This window comes from Stenotrophomonas sp. 57 (assembly GCF_030291075.1).
GTDB lineage: Bacteria > Pseudomonadota > Gammaproteobacteria > Xanthomonadales > Xanthomonadaceae > Stenotrophomonas.
On record NZ_CP127407.1, the window covers coordinates 4,205,353 to 4,221,859 of the forward strand.

Annotated in this window: 17 protein-coding genes; 5 read left to right on the top strand and 12 right to left on the bottom strand. The window is 68.3% G+C overall.

Translation table 11 applies throughout. The annotated features are described in order from the left end of the window. Positions 1 to 31 precede the first annotated feature (31 nt). Positions 32 to 643 (top strand): hypothetical protein, encoded by a 612-nt coding sequence (locus tag QP512_RS19330; RefSeq protein WP_286070298.1) that lies wholly within the window; start codon positions 32 to 34, stop codon positions 641 to 643. A 57-nt stretch (positions 644 to 700) separates the two neighbouring features. On the opposite strand, the gene dinG is transcribed toward QP512_RS19330, so the two are convergent. The 3 genes from dinG to aroE form a co-directional block, all read right to left on the bottom strand. Beyond that, positions 701 to 2,803 (bottom strand): ATP-dependent DNA helicase DinG, encoded by a 2,103-nt coding sequence (gene dinG, locus QP512_RS19335; protein ID WP_286070299.1) that lies wholly within the window; start codon positions 2,801 to 2,803, stop codon positions 701 to 703. A gap of 167 nt (positions 2,804 to 2,970) precedes the next feature. Next, positions 2,971 to 3,324, bottom strand: coding sequence for a hypothetical protein (locus tag QP512_RS19340; protein ID WP_286070300.1), 354 nt, complete (start codon positions 3,322 to 3,324; stop codon positions 2,971 to 2,973). Positions 3,325 to 3,327: 3 nt separating this feature from the next. Further along, on the bottom strand, positions 3,328 to 4,173 hold the full coding sequence (gene aroE / locus QP512_RS19345; protein WP_286070301.1) for a shikimate dehydrogenase: 846 nt from the start codon (positions 4,171 to 4,173) through the stop codon (positions 3,328 to 3,330). A 48-nt stretch (positions 4,174 to 4,221) separates the two neighbouring features. Between aroE and QP512_RS19350 the strand changes: the two genes are divergently transcribed. Next, positions 4,222 to 5,085 carry a hypothetical protein gene (locus QP512_RS19350; protein ID WP_286070302.1) on the top strand — a complete coding sequence of 288 codons (864 nt, stop codon included), beginning with the start codon at positions 4,222 to 4,224 and terminating at the stop codon, positions 5,083 to 5,085. Positions 5,086 to 5,186: 101 nt separating this feature from the next. On the opposite strand, the gene QP512_RS19355 is transcribed toward QP512_RS19350, so the two are convergent. The 4 genes from QP512_RS19355 to QP512_RS19370 all read right to left on the bottom strand — a co-directional run bounded on the left by QP512_RS19355 (position 5,187) and on the right by QP512_RS19370 (position 7,786). Continuing rightward, the gene (locus tag QP512_RS19355) at positions 5,187 to 5,456 is read right to left on the bottom strand and encodes a hypothetical protein (protein ID WP_010482214.1); all 270 of its coding nucleotides are present in this window, start codon (positions 5,454 to 5,456) and stop codon (positions 5,187 to 5,189) included. Positions 5,457 to 5,488: 32 nt separating this feature from the next. After that, positions 5,489 to 6,478 (bottom strand): porphobilinogen synthase, encoded by a 990-nt coding sequence (gene hemB / locus QP512_RS19360; RefSeq protein ID WP_286070303.1) that lies wholly within the window; start codon positions 6,476 to 6,478, stop codon positions 5,489 to 5,491. Positions 6,479 to 6,497: 19 nt separating this feature from the next. Beyond that, positions 6,498 to 7,415: a bestrophin family protein gene (locus QP512_RS19365; RefSeq protein ID WP_286070304.1), complete on the bottom strand. Its 918-nt coding sequence runs from the start codon at positions 7,413 to 7,415 to the stop codon at positions 6,498 to 6,500. A 122-nt stretch (positions 7,416 to 7,537) separates the two neighbouring features. Beyond that, positions 7,538 to 7,786, bottom strand: coding sequence for a hypothetical protein (locus QP512_RS19370; RefSeq protein ID WP_006475755.1), 249 nt, complete (start codon positions 7,784 to 7,786; stop codon positions 7,538 to 7,540). Positions 7,787 to 7,969: 183 nt separating this feature from the next. On the opposite strand from QP512_RS19370, the gene QP512_RS19375 reads away from it, so the two are divergent. Next, positions 7,970 to 8,434: a hypothetical protein gene (locus QP512_RS19375; protein ID WP_286070305.1), complete on the top strand. Its 465-nt coding sequence runs from the start codon at positions 7,970 to 7,972 to the stop codon at positions 8,432 to 8,434. Between the two features lie 96 nt (positions 8,435 to 8,530). On the opposite strand, the gene QP512_RS19380 is transcribed toward QP512_RS19375, so the two are convergent. The 4 genes from QP512_RS19380 to QP512_RS19395 all read right to left on the bottom strand — a co-directional run bounded on the left by QP512_RS19380 (position 8,531) and on the right by QP512_RS19395 (position 14,170). Continuing rightward, positions 8,531 to 10,327 carry a DUF885 domain-containing protein gene (locus tag QP512_RS19380; protein WP_286070306.1) on the bottom strand — a complete coding sequence of 599 codons (1,797 nt, stop codon included), beginning with the start codon at positions 10,325 to 10,327 and terminating at the stop codon, positions 8,531 to 8,533. 224 nt (positions 10,328 to 10,551) lie between these two features. Then, positions 10,552 to 11,067, bottom strand: a complete 516-nt coding sequence (locus tag QP512_RS19385) for a cytochrome c oxidase assembly factor Coa1 family protein (RefSeq protein ID WP_286070307.1) — start codon at positions 11,065 to 11,067, stop codon at positions 10,552 to 10,554. A 25-nt stretch (positions 11,068 to 11,092) separates the two neighbouring features. Next, positions 11,093 to 13,318, bottom strand: coding sequence for a S9 family peptidase (locus QP512_RS19390; protein WP_286070308.1), 2,226 nt, complete (start codon positions 13,316 to 13,318; stop codon positions 11,093 to 11,095). Between the two features lie 162 nt (positions 13,319 to 13,480). Continuing rightward, positions 13,481 to 14,170, bottom strand: coding sequence for a glutathione binding-like protein (locus tag QP512_RS19395; protein ID WP_286070309.1), 690 nt, complete (start codon positions 14,168 to 14,170; stop codon positions 13,481 to 13,483). A gap of 110 nt (positions 14,171 to 14,280) precedes the next feature. On the opposite strand from QP512_RS19395, the gene QP512_RS19400 reads away from it, so the two are divergent. Together QP512_RS19400 and QP512_RS19405 are read left to right on the top strand one after the other, a co-directional pair. After that, on the top strand, positions 14,281 to 14,922 hold the full coding sequence (locus QP512_RS19400) for a TIGR00645 family protein (RefSeq protein WP_286070310.1): 642 nt from the start codon (positions 14,281 to 14,283) through the stop codon (positions 14,920 to 14,922). A gap of 200 nt (positions 14,923 to 15,122) precedes the next feature. Then, positions 15,123 to 16,127, top strand: coding sequence for an energy transducer TonB (locus QP512_RS19405; protein ID WP_286070311.1), 1,005 nt, complete (start codon positions 15,123 to 15,125; stop codon positions 16,125 to 16,127). Between the two features lie 74 nt (positions 16,128 to 16,201). On the opposite strand, the gene QP512_RS19410 is transcribed toward QP512_RS19405, so the two are convergent. Beyond that, positions 16,202 to 16,456: a hypothetical protein gene (locus QP512_RS19410; protein WP_286070312.1), complete on the bottom strand. Its 255-nt coding sequence runs from the start codon at positions 16,454 to 16,456 to the stop codon at positions 16,202 to 16,204. Between the last annotated feature and the right edge of the window lie 51 nt (positions 16,457 to 16,507).

The window sequence follows — 16,507 nt, forward strand, 5'->3', positions numbered from 1 at the left end:
GGTAGGACGAAACACCAACACGGAGGTTGTGATGACGTTGCTTTCGCTTGCCCTGGCCGCTGCCATGGGCACTTCGGCAGAACCACCCAAAGCACCCGACTGCAGCTACGACCGTGCAGCAATGCTGGCGATGGAACCTGGCCGGTTCGATCAGGACCTGGCAGGTGGCTGGCGCCCGTTGGCCGACCGTGGTTGTACCCGCGAAGCTGCAGATCTGCTGTCCGCCTACGGCGCGCTGCCCAAGGCAGAAGGCAATGTCATCATCACGTGGCACGAGGGCCAGCTGCGCGCGGAGCTGGGGCAGACCGCGCAGGCGATTGCGCTTATGGAACGCAGCCACAAGCCGGTAGGCGGGGGCGACCCGGGTTACTGGAATGCCTACGTGGACGGCATGGTCGCGTTCCTGCGCCAAGACCGCAGCGCCCTGGAGATGGCTCGTGCGAGGCTGGTCGCGATACCGACGCCCAACGCGATGGCGGAGAACATCAAGGACGGTCGCTACCACTTCACCACCGAGGGCGGGCAGCAGGTGCAGATGCCGTGGCCGCCGAACCTGGACGTGCTTGATGGACTGCTGCGCTGCTTCGGCAAACCCTACGTGGAGGCCTATGGGCCAGGCTGCCGGAAGCCGGAGGGCGGTTGAGCGCCAGCGCGCGTGCTGGAGTCAGAGCCCTTCCTGCGGAAGGGATCCGACCCCGCCTCAGCCGATCACGCGCTTGAACGGCGGCAGGGCGTCGATGATGCGCTTGCCGTAGCGGCGGGTCAGCAACCGCGAATCGAGGATGACCACGCGGCCGGTGTCGGTGGAGGTGCGGATCAGGCGACCGGCGAACTGGGTCAGCGTGCGCAGCGCGTGCGGAATGGCGATCAGGTTGAACGCATTGAGCCCGCGCCCCTCGAACCATTCGCTGAGCGTGGCGGTCTGCGGATCGGTCGGCACCGCGAACGGCACCTGGGTGATCACCACCGTGGTGCAGGCTTCGCCGGGCAGGTCGAGGCCTTCGCCGAACGAGTTCAGGCCGAACAGCACCGAGCCCTCACCCGCCGCGACACGGCGCAGATGTTCGTCGATCAGCCGGGTCTTGGACATCTCGCCCTGCACCAGCACCTGCTTGCGGCGCGCGGCCGACATCAGGCCGGCCACCTTCTCCATCTTCCAGCGTGAAGTGAACAGCACCATCGAGCCCTTGGCCCAATCCAGTTCGGTGTCCAGGTAACGCGCCACTTCGCGCGGATGCCCTTCGCGGTCGTCCGGGGTGACCGGGAACCTGGGCACGATCAGTTCGGCCTGGTTGGGCAGGTCGAACGGCGAGGACAGCGAGACCATCTCGGCCTCTTCGGGGATGCCGTTGTCGATCGCCAGCGACTGGAAGTCGCCGCCGCCGGTGAGGGTGGCCGAGGTCATCACCACCGAATCCACTTCATCCCACAGCAGCTTGCGCAGCACGTGCGCGGCCGATACCGGCGAGCCGTGCAGCACCAGGTCGCCGTCGCGGGTGGCGGTGACCCAGCGCGCCATCGGCGGCGCGCCGTCCTTGTCCTCGCGCCGCCAGGCCTGCCACAGGTTGTACTGCTGTTCGATCATCTCCAGCGCCATGCCCAGGTTGCGCTGCAGGCGCTCGCGCGCGGCGTCGTCCGGCTTGCCCTTGGCCACCTGCGCGGTAGCGGCATGCGCCCAGTTGTAGAGGCTGCGGGTATCGTCGGCCAGCGCTTCGATCGGCTCGCGCCAGGCCTCGGGCAGGCGGCCGTTGGCGGCGCGCCACATCGGCTCCTCGTCGGCCGGTGCCGGCATCCACACCCGCTCGATGTGGTCACGGAACGCGCGCAGCTGCTTGGCCACGTTGCTGGCCACTTCGATCGCTTCGTTCGGCAGCAGGTTGCCAAGGCGGTCCTTGTCGACCGCGCGGTAAGCACCGGCGATCAGGATCTGCAGGCGGCCGGTGCGCTTGGCCATTTCATCCAGCGCCAGGCTTGCCGCGCCCTGGTCGATCGCCACGTTGCCAATGTGGTGGCCTTCGTCCAGCACCAGCAGCATGTCCGACGGCGGTGCGATCAGCGGCTGGCCATTGTCGCTGTCGCCGATCGACAGTGCCGACAGCAGCAGCGCGTGGTTGGTGACCACGATCTGCGCATCACGCACAGTATTGCGCGACCGCAGCACCGCACATTGCGCCGAGTAGGCGCAACGGCGCCCGGCGCAGCCCGAGGCCGGCGTGGTGATGCGGCTGCGCAGGCCGGGACTGATGGTTTCCGGGGCGTTGTCGATGTCGCCATCCCAGCTGCCGCCGGTGAAGGCATCGGTCAGGCGCTTGGCGATGTCCATCTCGATCGGCGCCAGCGGCCGGTCGAACAGCGGCGCATCATCCTCGAACATGCCGCCCTGCGCGCCCTCGCCCTGCGCCTCGGCGGCGTTGCGCGTGCACAGGTAGCGGGTACGGCCCTTGGCCAGCGCAACGGTCGCTTCCAGGCCGGTGGCCTTGAGGAAATTCGGGATATCGCGCTCGACCAGCTGCGACTGCAGCGCCACGGTGCCGGTGCTGATCACCAGCTTCTTCTTGCTCGCCAGCGCGATCGGCACGCCCGCGGTGAGGTAGCCCAGGCTCTTGCCGACGCCGGTGGGCGCCTCGACCACGCCGACGCCGCCGCTTTTCGACAGCGCGCGCGACACCACGCCGATCATCTGGCTCTGCGAACGGCGGGTGGAAAAGCCGGGTGTATTGGCCTGCAGCGTCGTGTACGCCTTGCGGATCGCATCCTTCAAGGTGTCATCGAGCGTGCGCGGAGCGGCAACGGTTTCGGTCACGCCGGGATTTACCGTGGCTGGATCAGGCCGGTCATTGTCGCATGGCCGGCCACGTTCCCCGCCGCTGGCACCCTGAACGGGCCAGCGACGACGCCTGGCGACGGTCACGGTCCAATGGCGGGACCGTCCCAGGGGCAGATACGCCGGGCCTGACCCGGCGCGACCGTTCAGGCGCCCGGGAGCGTACGGGTACGCAGCAGGCGCACCAGCGCCCACACCACCAGCACCACGCCGATGGCCTCGACCATCGCCAGCGCGAAATGCAGCACGCCGAGGATGGCGCTCAGGCTGGACACGGCACTGAAATCACCGCTGCGCACCATCCACATTGGCAGGATGCCCGCCGCCATGCCACCAAGGCTGGCCAGCAGCAACAGCAGCAGGCCGACCAGAGCGCCGGTGCGGGTGGCATCGCGCGGTGCGCCCACCACCCAGACCAGCCCGACGCACAGCGCGATCAGCACCGGCAGGCGCACGCCCACCATGCTCAGCACGGTCACCAGCAGGGTTGCGTTGTCCATCGCTCAATCCTCGCCGGCCAGTACCGCCGCACCCTCGCGCAGCGACTGGTAGACCTCATCGGTCTGCGGGCGCACGCCGTGCCACTGCAGGAAGCTCTCGGCGGCCTGTTCGACCAGCATGCCCAGGCCATCGACGGTGTTGCGGCAGTTCGCTGCGCGCGCCCAGGCCAGGAAGGCGATGGCCGCCTCGCCGTAGTTCAGGTCGACGGCGGTGGTCATCGAATTGACCAGCGACAGCGGCAGCTTGAACTCGACGTCACGGTCGCGGCCGGCCGAAGTGGCATTGACGATCAGTTCGAAGTCGCCCAGCTCGCGCAGGTCTTCCCAGTAGCGGCTGATCGCGCGGCCGGGTTCACCCATCGCGTCGATCAGCTCATCGGCGCGTTCCGGCGTGCGGTTGACCACCACCAGCTCGGTGATGCCGGCATCGAGGAAGGCTGGGGCGACGCTGCGCGCCGAGCCGCCAGCGCCGATCAGCAGCATGCGGCGGCCACGCAGGTCCAGGCCGTGGCGATCGGTCAGGTCACGCACCAGGCCGATGCCGTCGGTGGTGTCACCGTGCCAACGGTCGCCCTTGCGCAGCAGCGTGTTGACCGAGCCGGCGCGGCGCGCACGTGCGGTCAGCGTGGTGCACACCGAGAACGCGGCTTCCTTGTGCGGCGAGGTGACGTTGGCGCCGACACCGCCCTCGGCGGCGAAGGCTTCCAGGCCGCCCAGGAACGCATCCGGAGCCAGGTCGATCGCGCGGTAATCCACCGCGATGCCTTCCTGGCGACCGAACGTCGCGTGGATCTGCGGCGACTTCGAGTGGGCAACGGGGTGTCCGAAGACGGCGTAACGGTCGGTCATGGAATCCTCAAGCTGGCTAGACTGGTGCTCTTTCGTGCACGGACCCGGATGATGCGCATCACCCCGCCCCTGCTGGTGCTTGCCGCCAGTCTACTCTCTGCCCCTGTGGCGATGGCGTTGAACGAGTACGGCATCGAAGGCATGGGCGTGGTCTCGACCCGTGCCGACGAGGGCCGCGCCACGATCAGCGCCGACGGCCAGCGCATCGTGTTCGCACGCCGCGGCGAGGCGGGCTGGGGCCTGTGGCAGGCACGCGTGGTCGAGGGCCGCTGGCAGCAGGCGCAGGCGCTGCCGGTGGGCGTGGTCGGCGAGGCCCGCGATCCCTACTTCAGCCGTGATGGCCGCTGGCTGCTGTTCGCGGCCGGCCGCGAGGGCGCGCTGGCGCTGTACCGGGCCACGGTGGAAGCCGACGGCCAGCTCGGCAAGGCGCAGCCCTTGGCGGGCGACGGTGGACGCCGGGATGAGCGCGGGCCGGCCGTGAGTGCGGACGGCCAGCGGCTGTTGTTTTCCCGCCAGCAGGGTCGCGGCGCGGGCTGGGACCTGTTCGTGGCGTCACTGGACGCGCAGGGCATGCGTGGCCCGGCCACCGCACTGGCCGCGTTGAACAGCGCCGACGACGAGACCGACGGCGACTGGCTGGGCAACGACGGCGCGGTGGTGTTCAGCCGCGGCAGCGGCGCGACCGAGCAGGTGTGGAGCACCGGCTGCGCGTGGAGTGGCGCGGCGCTGCAACCGTTGGGGCTGTCGTTCAACCAGGCCAGTGGCTGGACCGGCGCGCCGTTGATCGACAATGCCAAGCCGGGCGAGATGCTGGTCGCCAGCAACGCGGCCAGGGCACCGCGTGCCGGTGGCGTGGATGTGTACCGGTTGGCGGTGCCGAAGGTGGCGGCGGTGGCCGGGTGCGTGCGGTAGATCCACGCCGTGCGTGGATGGCCGTGGTAGGTGCCAACCTTGGTTGGCATGCAGGAAAGTGCCAACCAAGGTTGGCACCCACCCGCGTAGAAGCGGCAGGGTCAGCGCGACAACACCTTCGCGCGCTGCTGCTCGTACTCGACCTCGCTCAGCTGGCCATTGTCCTTGCGCTGGTTCAGCGCGGCCAGCTCGGCCTGCACGCTCTCCGGCAGGGCCTGCTCACGGGCCACGTGGCGGGCGGCGGAGAGCTGCTCCGGCGGGCGCTTGCCGGCCCGCCAGGCAGCGATGAAGACGCCGACGATGATGGCACCGAACACCAGCGTACCGATGCCCCAGATCAGCCATTGCATCCATCCCAGTTCGGGTCCCATCGCGCATTCCTCCGTCTATCGAGGCGCTATTGTCAGCGCTCGCGCAGCCAACGCGCCACCTGCGGCGCGAAATAGGTCAGCACGCCATCGGCGCCGGCGCGCTTGAAGCCCAGCAGCGACTCCATCACGCAGGCGCGCTCGTCCAGCCAGCCATTGGCGAAGGCGGCCTTCATCATCGCGTACTCGCCACTCACCTGGTAGGCGAAGGTCGGCACGCCGAAGGTCTCCTTCACCCGGCGCACCAGGTCCAGGTAGGGCATGCCCGGCTTGACCATCACCATGTCGGCGCCTTCTTCCAGGTCCAGCGCGATCTCGCGCAGGGCCTCGTCGCCGTTGGCCGGATCCATCTGGTAGGTCTTCTTGTCGGCCTTGCCGAGGCTGGCGGCACTGCCCACTGCATCACGGAACGGGCCGTAGAAGGCCGAGGCGTACTTGGCCGAGTAGGCCATGATGCGCACGTTGAGGTGGTGGTCGGCATCCAGCGCGCGGCGGATCGCACCGATGCGGCCGTCCATCATGTCCGACGGCGAGACGATGTCCGCGCCGGCCTCGGCGTGCGACACCGACTGCTTGACCAGCGCTTCGACCGTGATGTCGTTCAGCACGTAGCCCTTGTCGTCGATGATGCCGTCCTGGCCGTGGGTGGTGTACGGGTCCAGCGCCACGTCGGTCATCACCCCCAGTTCCGGGAAGCGCGACTTCAGCGCGCGGATCGCGCGCTGTGCCAGGCCGTCCTCGGCCCACGCCGCCGATGCGTCCAGCGACTTCAGCGACGGGTCGATCACCGGGAACAGGTCGATCACCGGAATGCCCAGTTCCAGCGCCTCTTCGGCCACCTTCAGCAGCTCTTCGATCGACAGCCGCTCCACGCCCGGCATCGACGGCACCGCGGTGCGGCCGGCCTGTTCGTGCACGAACACCGGGTAGATCAGGTCGTCGGTGGTCAGCGTGTTCTCGCGCATCAGGCGGCGCGAAAACTCGTCGTGGCGCATGCGGCGGGGGCGGTACAGCGGATGGGACATGGCAGGCTCCGAGGAGTGGCTATTGCAACAGGTAGCCCTGCGGCAGCAGGGGTTCGGGCAGGGGGCGTTCGCCGAGCGCGTCGAGCTGGTCGATCTCGATCGTGCGCACCAGCGCGTCCAGCGGCAGGTCGTTCGGCTCCAGGCCGAACGGGTCTTCCATTTCTTCACCCAGCTGGTCCAGGCCGAAGAAGGCGTAGGCCAGCACCGCCGACAGCACCGGCGTGCCCCAGCCCAGCGAACTGGCCAGGCCGAACGGCAGCAGCACGCAGAACATCCACGCGCAGCGGTGCAGCAGCAGGGTGTAGGCGAAGGGCAACGGCGTACTGAGGATGCGCTCGCAGCCGGCCTGGATCGACGACATCGCGTGCAGGCGCTCTTCAAGCTGGGCATAGAGGATCGGCTCCAGCTCGCCGCTACGCAGCGCCTGCGCCAGTTCGGCCGCGATCATCGCCAGGAGTGCATCGGGCACGTTCTCGCGCTGGCCCAGCTGCTCGCGTTGGCGCTTGTCCAGCCACGGCAGTGCCGCCAGGGCCACGATGCGGCCACGCAGGCGCGCAGCCAGCGCATGGGCGAAGGCAGTGGTGAGGTAGGCGATGCGGCGGCGGCGGCCGGCGTCATCGGCCAGCAGCAGGTTCACCTGGCGCGCCAGGGAACGCGATTCGTAGACCAGCTGGCCCCACAGCTTGCGGCCTTCCCACCAGCGGTCGTAGCAGGCGCTGTTGCGGAAGCTGAGGAAGATCGACAGCACCAGGCCCAGCAGGGTGAACGGCGTGACCGAGACGCGTTCGATGCCGGTCGGTGGCGCCAGTTCCACCACCGCAGCCACGGCGATGGACAGGATCAGGATGGCCAGCACCTTCGGCGCGATCGCTTTGACGATCGAGCCGCGCAGGATGTACAGCAGTTGCCAGCCGTGGGGACGGGGTCGGATGATCATGGGGCAGCCGCGCGGGGCGCGGATTCACAGGCACGCGGGAGGCTCGCGCAGCCATTCATTGTACGCCCCTGCCCGGCCACCGGCCGCGCGCCTGCGACGCCCTGTCGCACCTGGGCCAGGGTTCAGATCACGCCGCCGCCCAGGCCAAGACGCAGGATGCCGACCACCACCACGATGCCGTTCAGGACCAGCCCGGCCCAGGCCCGGCCGCGCTTGCTCGGGTGGGTGAACAGGATGCCCAGCGCGGCGATGACCGCACCGACCGCAGCGAACGGGATCAGGAACCAGTTGCCCCAGCCCAGCAGCGGAATCAGCGCCAGGATCATCCACAACAGCGCCAGTACGCCCCACAACAGACTGATCACGCCCATGCCGTTCTCCTGCCTTTGGTTCCTGTCCCCACCATAGTCGTTCCCGCTGCCGCCGCCTACTGCCATTGCAGGACTGTCACCCGACCCGTGCTAGCGTGCTGCCGTGCGTGCCTTGGCCCGGGTGTTGGCGCCGATTCAGAGTGGCCCGCCGATCATCGCAACCAGTCCTGCAGGGGTGATGCCATGAACGTTCGTTGGGCCGCATTGGCGGCAATGCTGCTGGCCGCAGCCGGTTGTGCCAGCACCTCCAAGGTGATGCTGGGCCGCGCCCGCGCGCCGATCGATCCGGCGCTGGTGCAGATCTACTCGACGCCGCCGGCCGGCTCCCAGGAAATCGCCCAGCTGGAATCGGCCTCTGCGGTGGGTTTCGGTACCCAGGGCCAGACCGATGCTGCGGTGGCGCGCCTGAAGCGTGAAGCCGCGGCACTGGGTGCCAACGGCGTGGTGCTGGTGGGCGTGGGCAGCAGCGGTTCGCCGGTCGGCATGTCGGTCGGTGCCGGCAGCTTCGGCTCGCATGTCGGCGGTGGCGTCGGCATCGGCATTCCGACCACGCAGAAGCGCGCCGCCGGCGTGGCAATCTGGGTGCCGAACTCGGAACCGCCGGCACGGCTGCCGACGCAGGTGATCACGCCGCAGCCGCAACGCTGACCCGGTAGATCCACGCCATGCGTGGATGGGCGTTGCCGGTACCCGCTGGGGTCAGAGCCCTTTCCCGCGGAAAGGAATCCGACCCCGGCGCAGGCATCACTTGTACTTCGGCACGAACACCTTGTTCACCGCGTCGGCCAGCTGGTCCGGCGGCAGCAGGCCCTGGTCGAGCAGGAAGTTGTTGAACGCCAGGCGGTCGAACTTCGCGCCCAGCGCCAGCTCGGTCTGCATGCGCAGTTCCAGGATACGGGTGTAGCCGTAGAAGTAGCTGCCCGCCTGACCCGGCATGCGCACCATGTAGCGGTCCAGCTCCTGGGTGGCCATCGCCTTGGACAGGCCGACCTGCTCCATCAGCACGCGCTCGCCGTTGGCACGGTCGGTCAGGCCGAGGTTGAGCATCGGGTCGAGCATGGCGCGCGCGGCTCGCAGCAGGCGGAACTGCAGCGCGATCATCTGCCCGTCCAGCGGCTCGTACGGCACCATCTCGGCTTCGGCATACAGCGCCCAGCCTTCCACGTTCACCGAATTGAACGCGAACATGGTGCGCGCCAGCGACACGCCGCGCTCGACCATGGCGGTGAACTGCAGCTCGTGGCCGGGGCGGCCTTCATGCGCGCTCAGCGTCCACGCCGCCGCGCCGAAGTTGAAATCGTCGTACTGCGCGCCCGGGCCGGCGGCCGGGTTGCCCAGCGGCAGCACGAAGGTGCCCTGCTGCCCGGTGTTGTTGACCAGCGGCGCCGGCAGGAAGTGCGGGGCCGGGCTGGCCGCGCTCTCGGCCGCCGAGCCCAGGCGCATCTGCATGGCGCGCTTGGGCACGTCGACGATGGCGTGCTCGCGGATCAGCGGATCGATCGCATCGATCACCTTGCGGTAGTGGCCTTCCAGCTGGTCGTCGGCGATCTTGTCGGCCTTCAGCGCGCGGATCACCGCCACCGGGTCGCTCGGGTCGGCCACCTTCAGGCCCTTGTCCTTCACCACCAGCGGCGCCAGCTGTTGCATCGCCGAGCGGGTTTCCATGAACTCCAGCTGCGCGCGCTGCATCAGCAGCTTCGGGTCGATGTCGATACCGACCTGCTTGAGCTGGTAGGCGTACAGCGGCGCCGGAAGGCGTGCATCGGCACGTGCCTTCGGCAGCACGGTCGTGCGCGTCCAGGCGGCGTAGTCCTTCATCTGCCCGGCCAGCGTCTTCATCGCCTCATCGGCGCCGGCGATCTGGTACTTCTTCAGCAGCGACTCGATGCCGGTGATGTAGGTCTCGACGTTGTCCAGCGACTGCTGCACTTCGATCTTCGTCGGCTGCAGCAGGCTGCTGTCCTTGAGCCGCTCTTCGTAGCGCTGGCGGGCCAGCGTGGTGAAGGCGGTGCCGCCCGGCTGCAGGCCGGCATAGGCCTTGAGGCGATCGATCGCCTTGGCGCGGCGCTCGGCCGGCACCTGGTCGGATAGCAGCAGGTTCAGGCCACTGAATACGGTCTGCGGCGCGTCGCTCCACGGCAGCAGGTACTTCTCGTTGAGCTCGCTGCCTTCAATGTTCTGGTTGGCGGCGTGGATCATGATCTCCAGGTCCTGGCGGACGTTGGGATCCTTCTCGGTCGCCAGCTTCGCCTTCAGTTCGTCGCGGGCCTTGGCCATCGCCGCGCGGTAGCGCTTGCCGTTGTCCGGGCCGAGATCGGCCACCTTGTCGTCGTAGCCGGGCACGCCGAAGAAGCCGGTTTCTTCCGGCTGGAACGGGCCCTGGGCATCGAGCAGGATCTGCGCCAGCGCATTGCTGCGGGCGACCCAGGCCGGGCTGGCCGGGGTGACGGCCTTGGCGGCGGGTGCGGCCAGCGCCGGCGGTGCGGACAGCAGCGGGGCGGCGCTCAGCGCCAGGGCAACGGCCAACGCAATCGGCTTCATGGTGCACTCCAGGACAGGGTTGACCGCACCCTACGCGCTCACAGCGATGGCGACAATCGGCGGGAAGTCATGGCGACCGGGTAGTGCGGACGGGCTCCGCGAAAACCTGGGGGGTGTGGAGTCGACTGTCAGTCGACCATCGCGCGCAGCGCGGGATTTCTGCTATCTGATCGAAGAGCAGTCGACTAACAGTCGACTCTACCCCGTCGCCTTGCCCTCGGAGGTCACAACGCGGCGGCCAGCGGGCATTCGCCGCGATCGCGGCACGCCTGCAGCGCGCATTCGTGCGCAGCCTCATCGTCATCCAGCGCGGTCAGGTCGAAAGTCTGCTTGTCCTCGGCCAGCACGTACATCACCGGGTAATCCCAGACGTCGTCACTGCGGGTGCCCTTCACGAACAAGCGGCCGCGTGCATGCGGGCCCTCCAGCGCCACGGTCAGGCCGACGTCGCGCTGGCCGTTGATCGCGGTCTGCATGCTGCCCAGCGGCATCGATTCGGCATGCAGTGGTTCGCCGAACGCTTCCACCAGTTCGATGCTGCAGCCGGCGCGGCGCAGTGCTTCACGCATCGGCGGGCTCTCGCGCGCCGCCTCGCTCCAGCGCAGCACGCTCCAGGCCACCACGCCCCCTGCCCCACCCAGCACCAGCACCACTGTCAGCGGCATCGCCCAGCGCCAGTGGCGGCGCCACCAACCGGTGGACGGCGGATCGTGGCTGGGGATCGGCGGTGGCAGGGTCATCGGCGGGCTCCTTCCCGGCAGAGGATCAGGGCTTCAGGCAGCGTCCCAGGAAGGCTTCGGCCACGCGGTAGCGATGCAGGGCATCGGCGCCGGACAGGCCATGCTTGGCACCCGGGTAGGTCATCAGTTCGAACGGCTGTCCGCGCTTCTGCAGCGCGCTCATCAGGCTGGTCGAATTGGTGAACAGCACGTTGTCGTCGGCCATGCCATGGATCAGCAGCAGCGGCGAGCGCAGGCCGTCGATATGGGTCAGCACGCGCGCTTCGCGGTACCCGGTTTCATTGCGCACCGGCAGGTCCATGTAGCGCTCGGTGTAGTGGCTGTCGTACAGGCCCCAGTCGGTCACCGGTGCACCGGCCACGCCACAGGCATAGCTGTCGGAGGCCTTGGCCAGCAGCATCAGGGTCATGTAGCCGCCGTTCGACCAGCCCTGCACGCCGATGCGCGCCGGATCCACCCACGGCTGCTGCTTCAGCCACGCCACGCCACGCAGCTGGTCGGTCACTTCCACCGTACCCTGCCTGCCGTACAGCGCGCCGCCGAAGTCGCGGCCACGACGCGGGGTGCCGCGGTTGTCCAGCGAGAACACCACGTAGCCCTGCTGGGCCAGGTACTGGTTGAACAGGTGGTCGCCACGGCCGGGCCAACTGTCGGTGACGGTCTGGCTGGCCGGCCCGCCGTAGACATACACCGCCACCGGGTAGCGCTTGGACGGATCAAAGCCGGCCGGCTTGATGATGCTGTAGTTCAGCGCGGTCTTGCCGTCAGCAGCGGTGAGCGTGCCGAACTCGATCGGACGCTGCGCGTCGCGGTAACGCGCATACGGATGCTTGGGATCGGCCAGATCGTTCTCCAGCAGGGTGGCGATCTTTTCGCCATTGGCGCGGAACAGTTCGATCTGCGGCGGGGTGCTGCTGTTGGACCAGCTGTCGACATAGACGCTGGCGTTGCGTGCGAAGCTGGCGCTGTGCATGCCCGGCGCCTTCGACAGGCGCTGGGGCTCGCCGCCCTGCAGCGACACCGCGTAGATCTGGCTTTCGCGCGAGGTTTCGATGCCAGCGCGGAAGTAGGCCTTGCCGGCCTTCTCATCGACCGCCAGCAGTTCGTCCACCGGCCAGTTGCCGTGGGTCAGTGCAGTGGCCTTGCCCTTGCTGTCGATGCGGTACAGGTGCTGGAAGCCGGTACGCTCGGACGACCACAACACGCTGCCGTCTTCCAGGAAGCGCAGGCTGTTGTGCAGCGGCACCCAGGTCGGGCTGGTCTCATGGGCGAGCACGCGCTGGCGGTTGGAGTCGAGCGCCACTTCCACCAGGTCCAGCTGTTTCTGGTCACGCGACTGGCGCTGGAAACTCAGGTGCTGCGCATCGCGCCAATCGACGCGCGCCAGGTAGATATCCTGTTCCTTGCCGAGGTCGACCCAGCGCGGCTGCGCATCGGCGGCCGGTGCGATCACGCCCAGCTGCACGCGCACGTTGGCATCACCGGCGGCCGGGTAACGCTGCTCGATCACGTCGGTGCGGTCGGCATAGACCTCGTAGCGCTTCTGTACCGGCACCGGCGATTCGTCGATGCGGGCAAAGGCAATGGCCGAATCATCCGGTGCCCACCAGTAACCGGTGTGGCGGTCCATTTCCTCGTCAGCGACGAATTCGGCCACGCCGTTGCCGATGGTGGTGCTGCCGTCGCGGGTCAGCTGCAGCTGCTTGCCGCTGGCCAGATCGATCACCCACAGGTTGCGGCCGCGGATGAAGCTGACGAAGCCGCCCTTGGGCGACAGCTTGGCGTCGGTGGCGAAGCCTTCACCGTGGGTCAGCTGGCGCACCGCGGCCTGGCCCTGCTGCTTGAGGTCGTACAGGTACAGCTCGCCACCCAGCGGGAACAGCAGGCGCTGCGCGTCCGGCGACCACTGGTAATCGACGATGCCGGTCATCGCGGCGATGCGCTGGCGTTCGCGGCGGGCTTTCTCTTCGTCGCTGAGAGTCTCGGTGCCGGGCAGCACCACCTTGGAATCGACCAGCAGCCGGGTCTGGCCGCTGCCGATGTCGTAGGTCCACAGGTCCAGCTGGTTGCGGTCGCTGTCCTTGCCGCGCAGGAAACTGACCTGCGAACCGTCCGGCGCCACCTTCGGCTTCATCAGGGTCGGGCCGGACAACGGCAGCGGGCCGGTGATGGCTTCCAGGGTCAGCTTTTCAGCGTGGGCGGCGGTACTGGTGGCGAGCATGAGGGCGAGCGAGGCGAACAGGTGGCGCATGGAGGATCCCGGCAAACGGCAGGTCCGCCCCCGCGCTGGATGCGGGGCGGTCGTGCCCCATCCTAACCAAGCCCGTGCGGGAAGGCAGCATGACCTTTTGCCCATGCCCGGGTACTGGGGTCAGAGCCCTTTGCGCTGCAAAGGGATCCGACCCCCGGGCGGTCAGCGGTTCCCGAACAGGTGCTTGCGCTCTTCGTCGCTCAGCGGCTTGCCGGCATTCGGGTTCACCTGCTGGCGCAGGGCATAGGCGCGCTGCGTGGCCGGGCGTGCGGCAATCGCTTCATGCCAGCGCTTGAGGTTCGGGAACGCGGTGAAATCCACCGGCAGCTTGTCGTAGGCGCCGATCCACGGGTAGCTGGCCATGTCGGCGATGGTGTAGTCGTCGCCGGCGAGGAACGCGGTCTGGGCCAGGCGCTTGTCCATCACCCCGTGCAGGCGGCGCACTTCGCTGTCGTAGCGCTCGATCGCGTACGGGATCTTCTCCGGTGCGTACACGTTGAAGTGGCCCATCTGGCCGCTCATCGGGCCCAGGCCAGCCATCTGCCAGAACAGCCATTCCAGCGTGGTCACACGGCCGCGCGGGTCACTGGGCAGGAACCGGCCGGTCTTCTCGGCCAGGTACAGCAGGATGGCGCCGGATTCGAACACGCTCTGCGGGGCGCCGCCATCGGCCGGGGCCTGGTCGACAATGGCCGGCATCTTGTTGTTGGGCGAGATGGCGAGGAATTCCGGCTTGAACTGGTCGCCCGAACCGATGTTGACCGGGTGGATGCGGTACTCCAGGCCGGTTTCCTCCAGCAGCAGGGTCACTTTGTGGCCGTTCGGGGTAGGCCAGTAATACAGGTCGATCATGGCGTCGGCTCGGGGTGCGGAAAGGAACCTGAAGTCTAGTGCGTGAGTTGGGTTGGCACCGTCATGGCGGGCCGGTAACCTCGCGGCTCCCCCGAAACGCACTGTCCTGCATGAGCCACAGTCCCCGCCCCCTGTCCCCGCTGTCCTCGCTGATCTTCGCCTCGCGCTGGCTGCAGCTTCCGCTGTACCTGGGCTTGATCCTTGCCCAGTGCGTCTACGTGTTCCTGTTCGGCAAGGAACTGTGGCACCTGCTGTCCCATTCGGTGTCGATGGGCGAACAGCAGATCATGCTGATCGTGCTGGGCCTGATCGACGTGGTGATGATCTCCAACCTGCTGGTGATGGTGATCGTCGGCGGCTACGAGACCTTCGTCTCGCGCCTGCGCCTGGAAGGCCACCCGGACCAGCCGGAATGGCTGAGCCACGTCAACGCGAGCGTGCTGAAGGTGAAGCTGGCGATGGCGATCATCGGCATCTCCTCGATCCACCTGTTGAAGACCTTCATTGCCACCAGCGCGCTGAAGGGACTGCCACTGTGCAAGCCGGAACAATGGGCAGCGGCAGTGTCGTCGGCGTCGACCAGTTTCTACAACGCTGGCGTCGATACCTGCACGACCATGACCCAGGAAGGCGTGCTGTGGCAGACCATCATCCACTGCGTGTTCATCCTGTCGGCGATCGGCATCGCCTGGACCGACAAGCTGATGTCCAACGGCCACAGCAAGCCGCACGACAAGTCGCACGACCACTGATGTCGTTGCCAGCAGCGGCATGACGCCGTTGCCCGTCCCGGCCACCGCCCCTTGTACGCGGCGGTGGCCGGGATGCTAGATTGCACCCTCGCCGTTGCCGGCGGTGGCGTCGGGAAACGTCACCCTGCCGCGCCCGGACTGCAGGTCCCGGCCATGCGTATCAATGATTTACGTCACGTCGTCTTCTAGAGGGGAGCAGGATGTCGCACGTTTCAACGATCACCGCCGCGCGCCGGTGGCTGCCGGTTGCCCTGGCACTGGCACTGGCCGCCTGCTCGGGCAAGGAAGAACCCGCGGCACCCGCTGCCGCCACCGCGCCTGCCGCCACGGCGCCCGCCGCACCGGTGGTCGCTGCCAAGGTGCAGTCGATGGGCACCGAGCAGCTGCGCGAGTCGGCCAGCCAGGCGCTGCGCGAGAACCGCATGTACGCACCGGCCGGCGACAACGCCATCGAGTACTACCTCGCCCTGCGTGACAAGACCCCGGACGACGCCTCGGTGAAGAGCGCGCTGACTGACCTGCTGCCCTATACCCTGATCGCCGCCGAACAGCACCTGGGCCGCGAGGACTACACCGAAGCGCAGCGCCTCGTGGCACTGATCGAGAAGGTGGACGCCTCTGCGCCAGCGTTGCCGCGCCTGAAGGACGGCCTGGCCAAGGGCGTGCAGAACGCGGCCAAGCGCACCGAGGCTGAAGCCGAAAAGGCGAAGAAGGACGCCGAGGACCGCAGCAAGCAGCAGACCGAGCAGCAACGCCTGACCGAGCAGCGCGCAAAGGAAGCCGACGCCGCCAAGCAGATTGCCGCCCAGCAGGATGCCGCGCGCCGCGACAGCGAGCGCCAGGAAGCCGAGCGCCAGGCCGCCGCCCGCCGCGAGGCCGAGCAGAAGCAGCAGCAGGCGGCCGCCCAGCAGGCCAGCGCGGCGCGCCAGGCCGCAGCTTCGGCCGCGCCCACCCTGCGTCCGGTCAGCACCCCGGCGCCGCGCTATCCGGGCGAAGCCCTGCGTTCGGGCACCTCCGGTGAAGTGCTGGTGGAGATCACCGTTGGCACCGACGGCTCGGTGGTGAACGCCCGCGTGCTGCGCGCAACGCCGAGCCGCGTGTTCGACCGTGAAGCCCTGAATGCCGTGAAGCGTTGGCGCTTCGAGCCCGTCAGCGCGCCGGTGACCACCCGCCGCACCCTGGTGTTCGCGCCGGGCAACGGCTGAGGCACGCCGTGGTAGCGCCGGGCCTGGCCCGGCGACGCTCGATCAAGGCCCGGCATGTCCGGGCCTTGTGCGTTTCAGGCTGCCGCGTCGATCAGCCGCTGCAGTGCCGGATCGCGCGCTGTCAGCACTTGGAACAGGCCCAGCGCATGCAGGCCCGGCAGCAGCGCACGCAGATCCGCTTCGGCAGTGGCGCGCGCGGCCGGATCGCCGGCAGGATCCTGCCAGTCGCGGACGCTGACGAGGAACGCCCCGACACTGCCCTTGCGCACGGTCACGCCGTTCACCTGGACGTCGTTCTGATGGTCGGGGAGGATGTCGTGTGGCTGCATGGAGGATGCTCCTGTGGGATCGGAGCCCAGTGTGGCGCGCGCCAGCTGGCG

Excerpts from the sequence above, each read along its gene's own strand:
- QP512_RS19390 (WP_286070308.1), bottom strand. The coding sequence starts at position 13,318 with ATGCGCCACCTGTTCGCCTCGCTCGCCCTCATGCTCGCCACCAGTACC.
- hemB (WP_286070303.1), bottom strand. The coding sequence starts at position 6,478 with ATGTCCCATCCGCTGTACCGCCCCCGCCGCATGCGCCACGACGAGTTT.
- QP512_RS19350 (WP_286070302.1), top strand. The coding sequence starts at position 4,222 with ATGATGCGCATCACCCCGCCCCTGCTGGTGCTTGCCGCCAGTCTACTC.
- QP512_RS19375 (WP_286070305.1), top strand. The coding sequence starts at position 7,970 with ATGAACGTTCGTTGGGCCGCATTGGCGGCAATGCTGCTGGCCGCAGCC.
- QP512_RS19365 (WP_286070304.1), bottom strand. The coding sequence starts at position 7,415 with ATGATCATCCGACCCCGTCCCCACGGCTGGCAACTGCTGTACATCCTG.
- QP512_RS19405 (WP_286070311.1), top strand. The coding sequence starts at position 15,123 with ATGTCGCACGTTTCAACGATCACCGCCGCGCGCCGGTGGCTGCCGGTT.
- QP512_RS19410 (WP_286070312.1), bottom strand. The coding sequence starts at position 16,456 with ATGCAGCCACACGACATCCTCCCCGACCATCAGAACGACGTCCAGGTG.
- QP512_RS19340 (WP_286070300.1), bottom strand. The coding sequence starts at position 3,324 with ATGGACAACGCAACCCTGCTGGTGACCGTGCTGAGCATGGTGGGCGTG.
- QP512_RS19370 (WP_006475755.1), bottom strand. The coding sequence starts at position 7,786 with ATGGGCGTGATCAGTCTGTTGTGGGGCGTACTGGCGCTGTTGTGGATG.
- QP512_RS19355 (WP_010482214.1), bottom strand. The coding sequence starts at position 5,456 with ATGGGACCCGAACTGGGATGGATGCAATGGCTGATCTGGGGCATCGGT.
- QP512_RS19385 (WP_286070307.1), bottom strand. The coding sequence starts at position 11,067 with ATGACCCTGCCACCGCCGATCCCCAGCCACGATCCGCCGTCCACCGGT.
- QP512_RS19395 (WP_286070309.1), bottom strand. The coding sequence starts at position 14,170 with ATGATCGACCTGTATTACTGGCCTACCCCGAACGGCCACAAAGTGACC.
- QP512_RS19380 (WP_286070306.1), bottom strand. The coding sequence starts at position 10,327 with ATGAAGCCGATTGCGTTGGCCGTTGCCCTGGCGCTGAGCGCCGCCCCG.
- aroE (WP_286070301.1), bottom strand. The coding sequence starts at position 4,173 with ATGACCGACCGTTACGCCGTCTTCGGACACCCCGTTGCCCACTCGAAG.
- QP512_RS19330 (WP_286070298.1), top strand. The coding sequence starts at position 32 with ATGACGTTGCTTTCGCTTGCCCTGGCCGCTGCCATGGGCACTTCGGCA.
- QP512_RS19400 (WP_286070310.1), top strand. The coding sequence starts at position 14,281 with ATGAGCCACAGTCCCCGCCCCCTGTCCCCGCTGTCCTCGCTGATCTTC.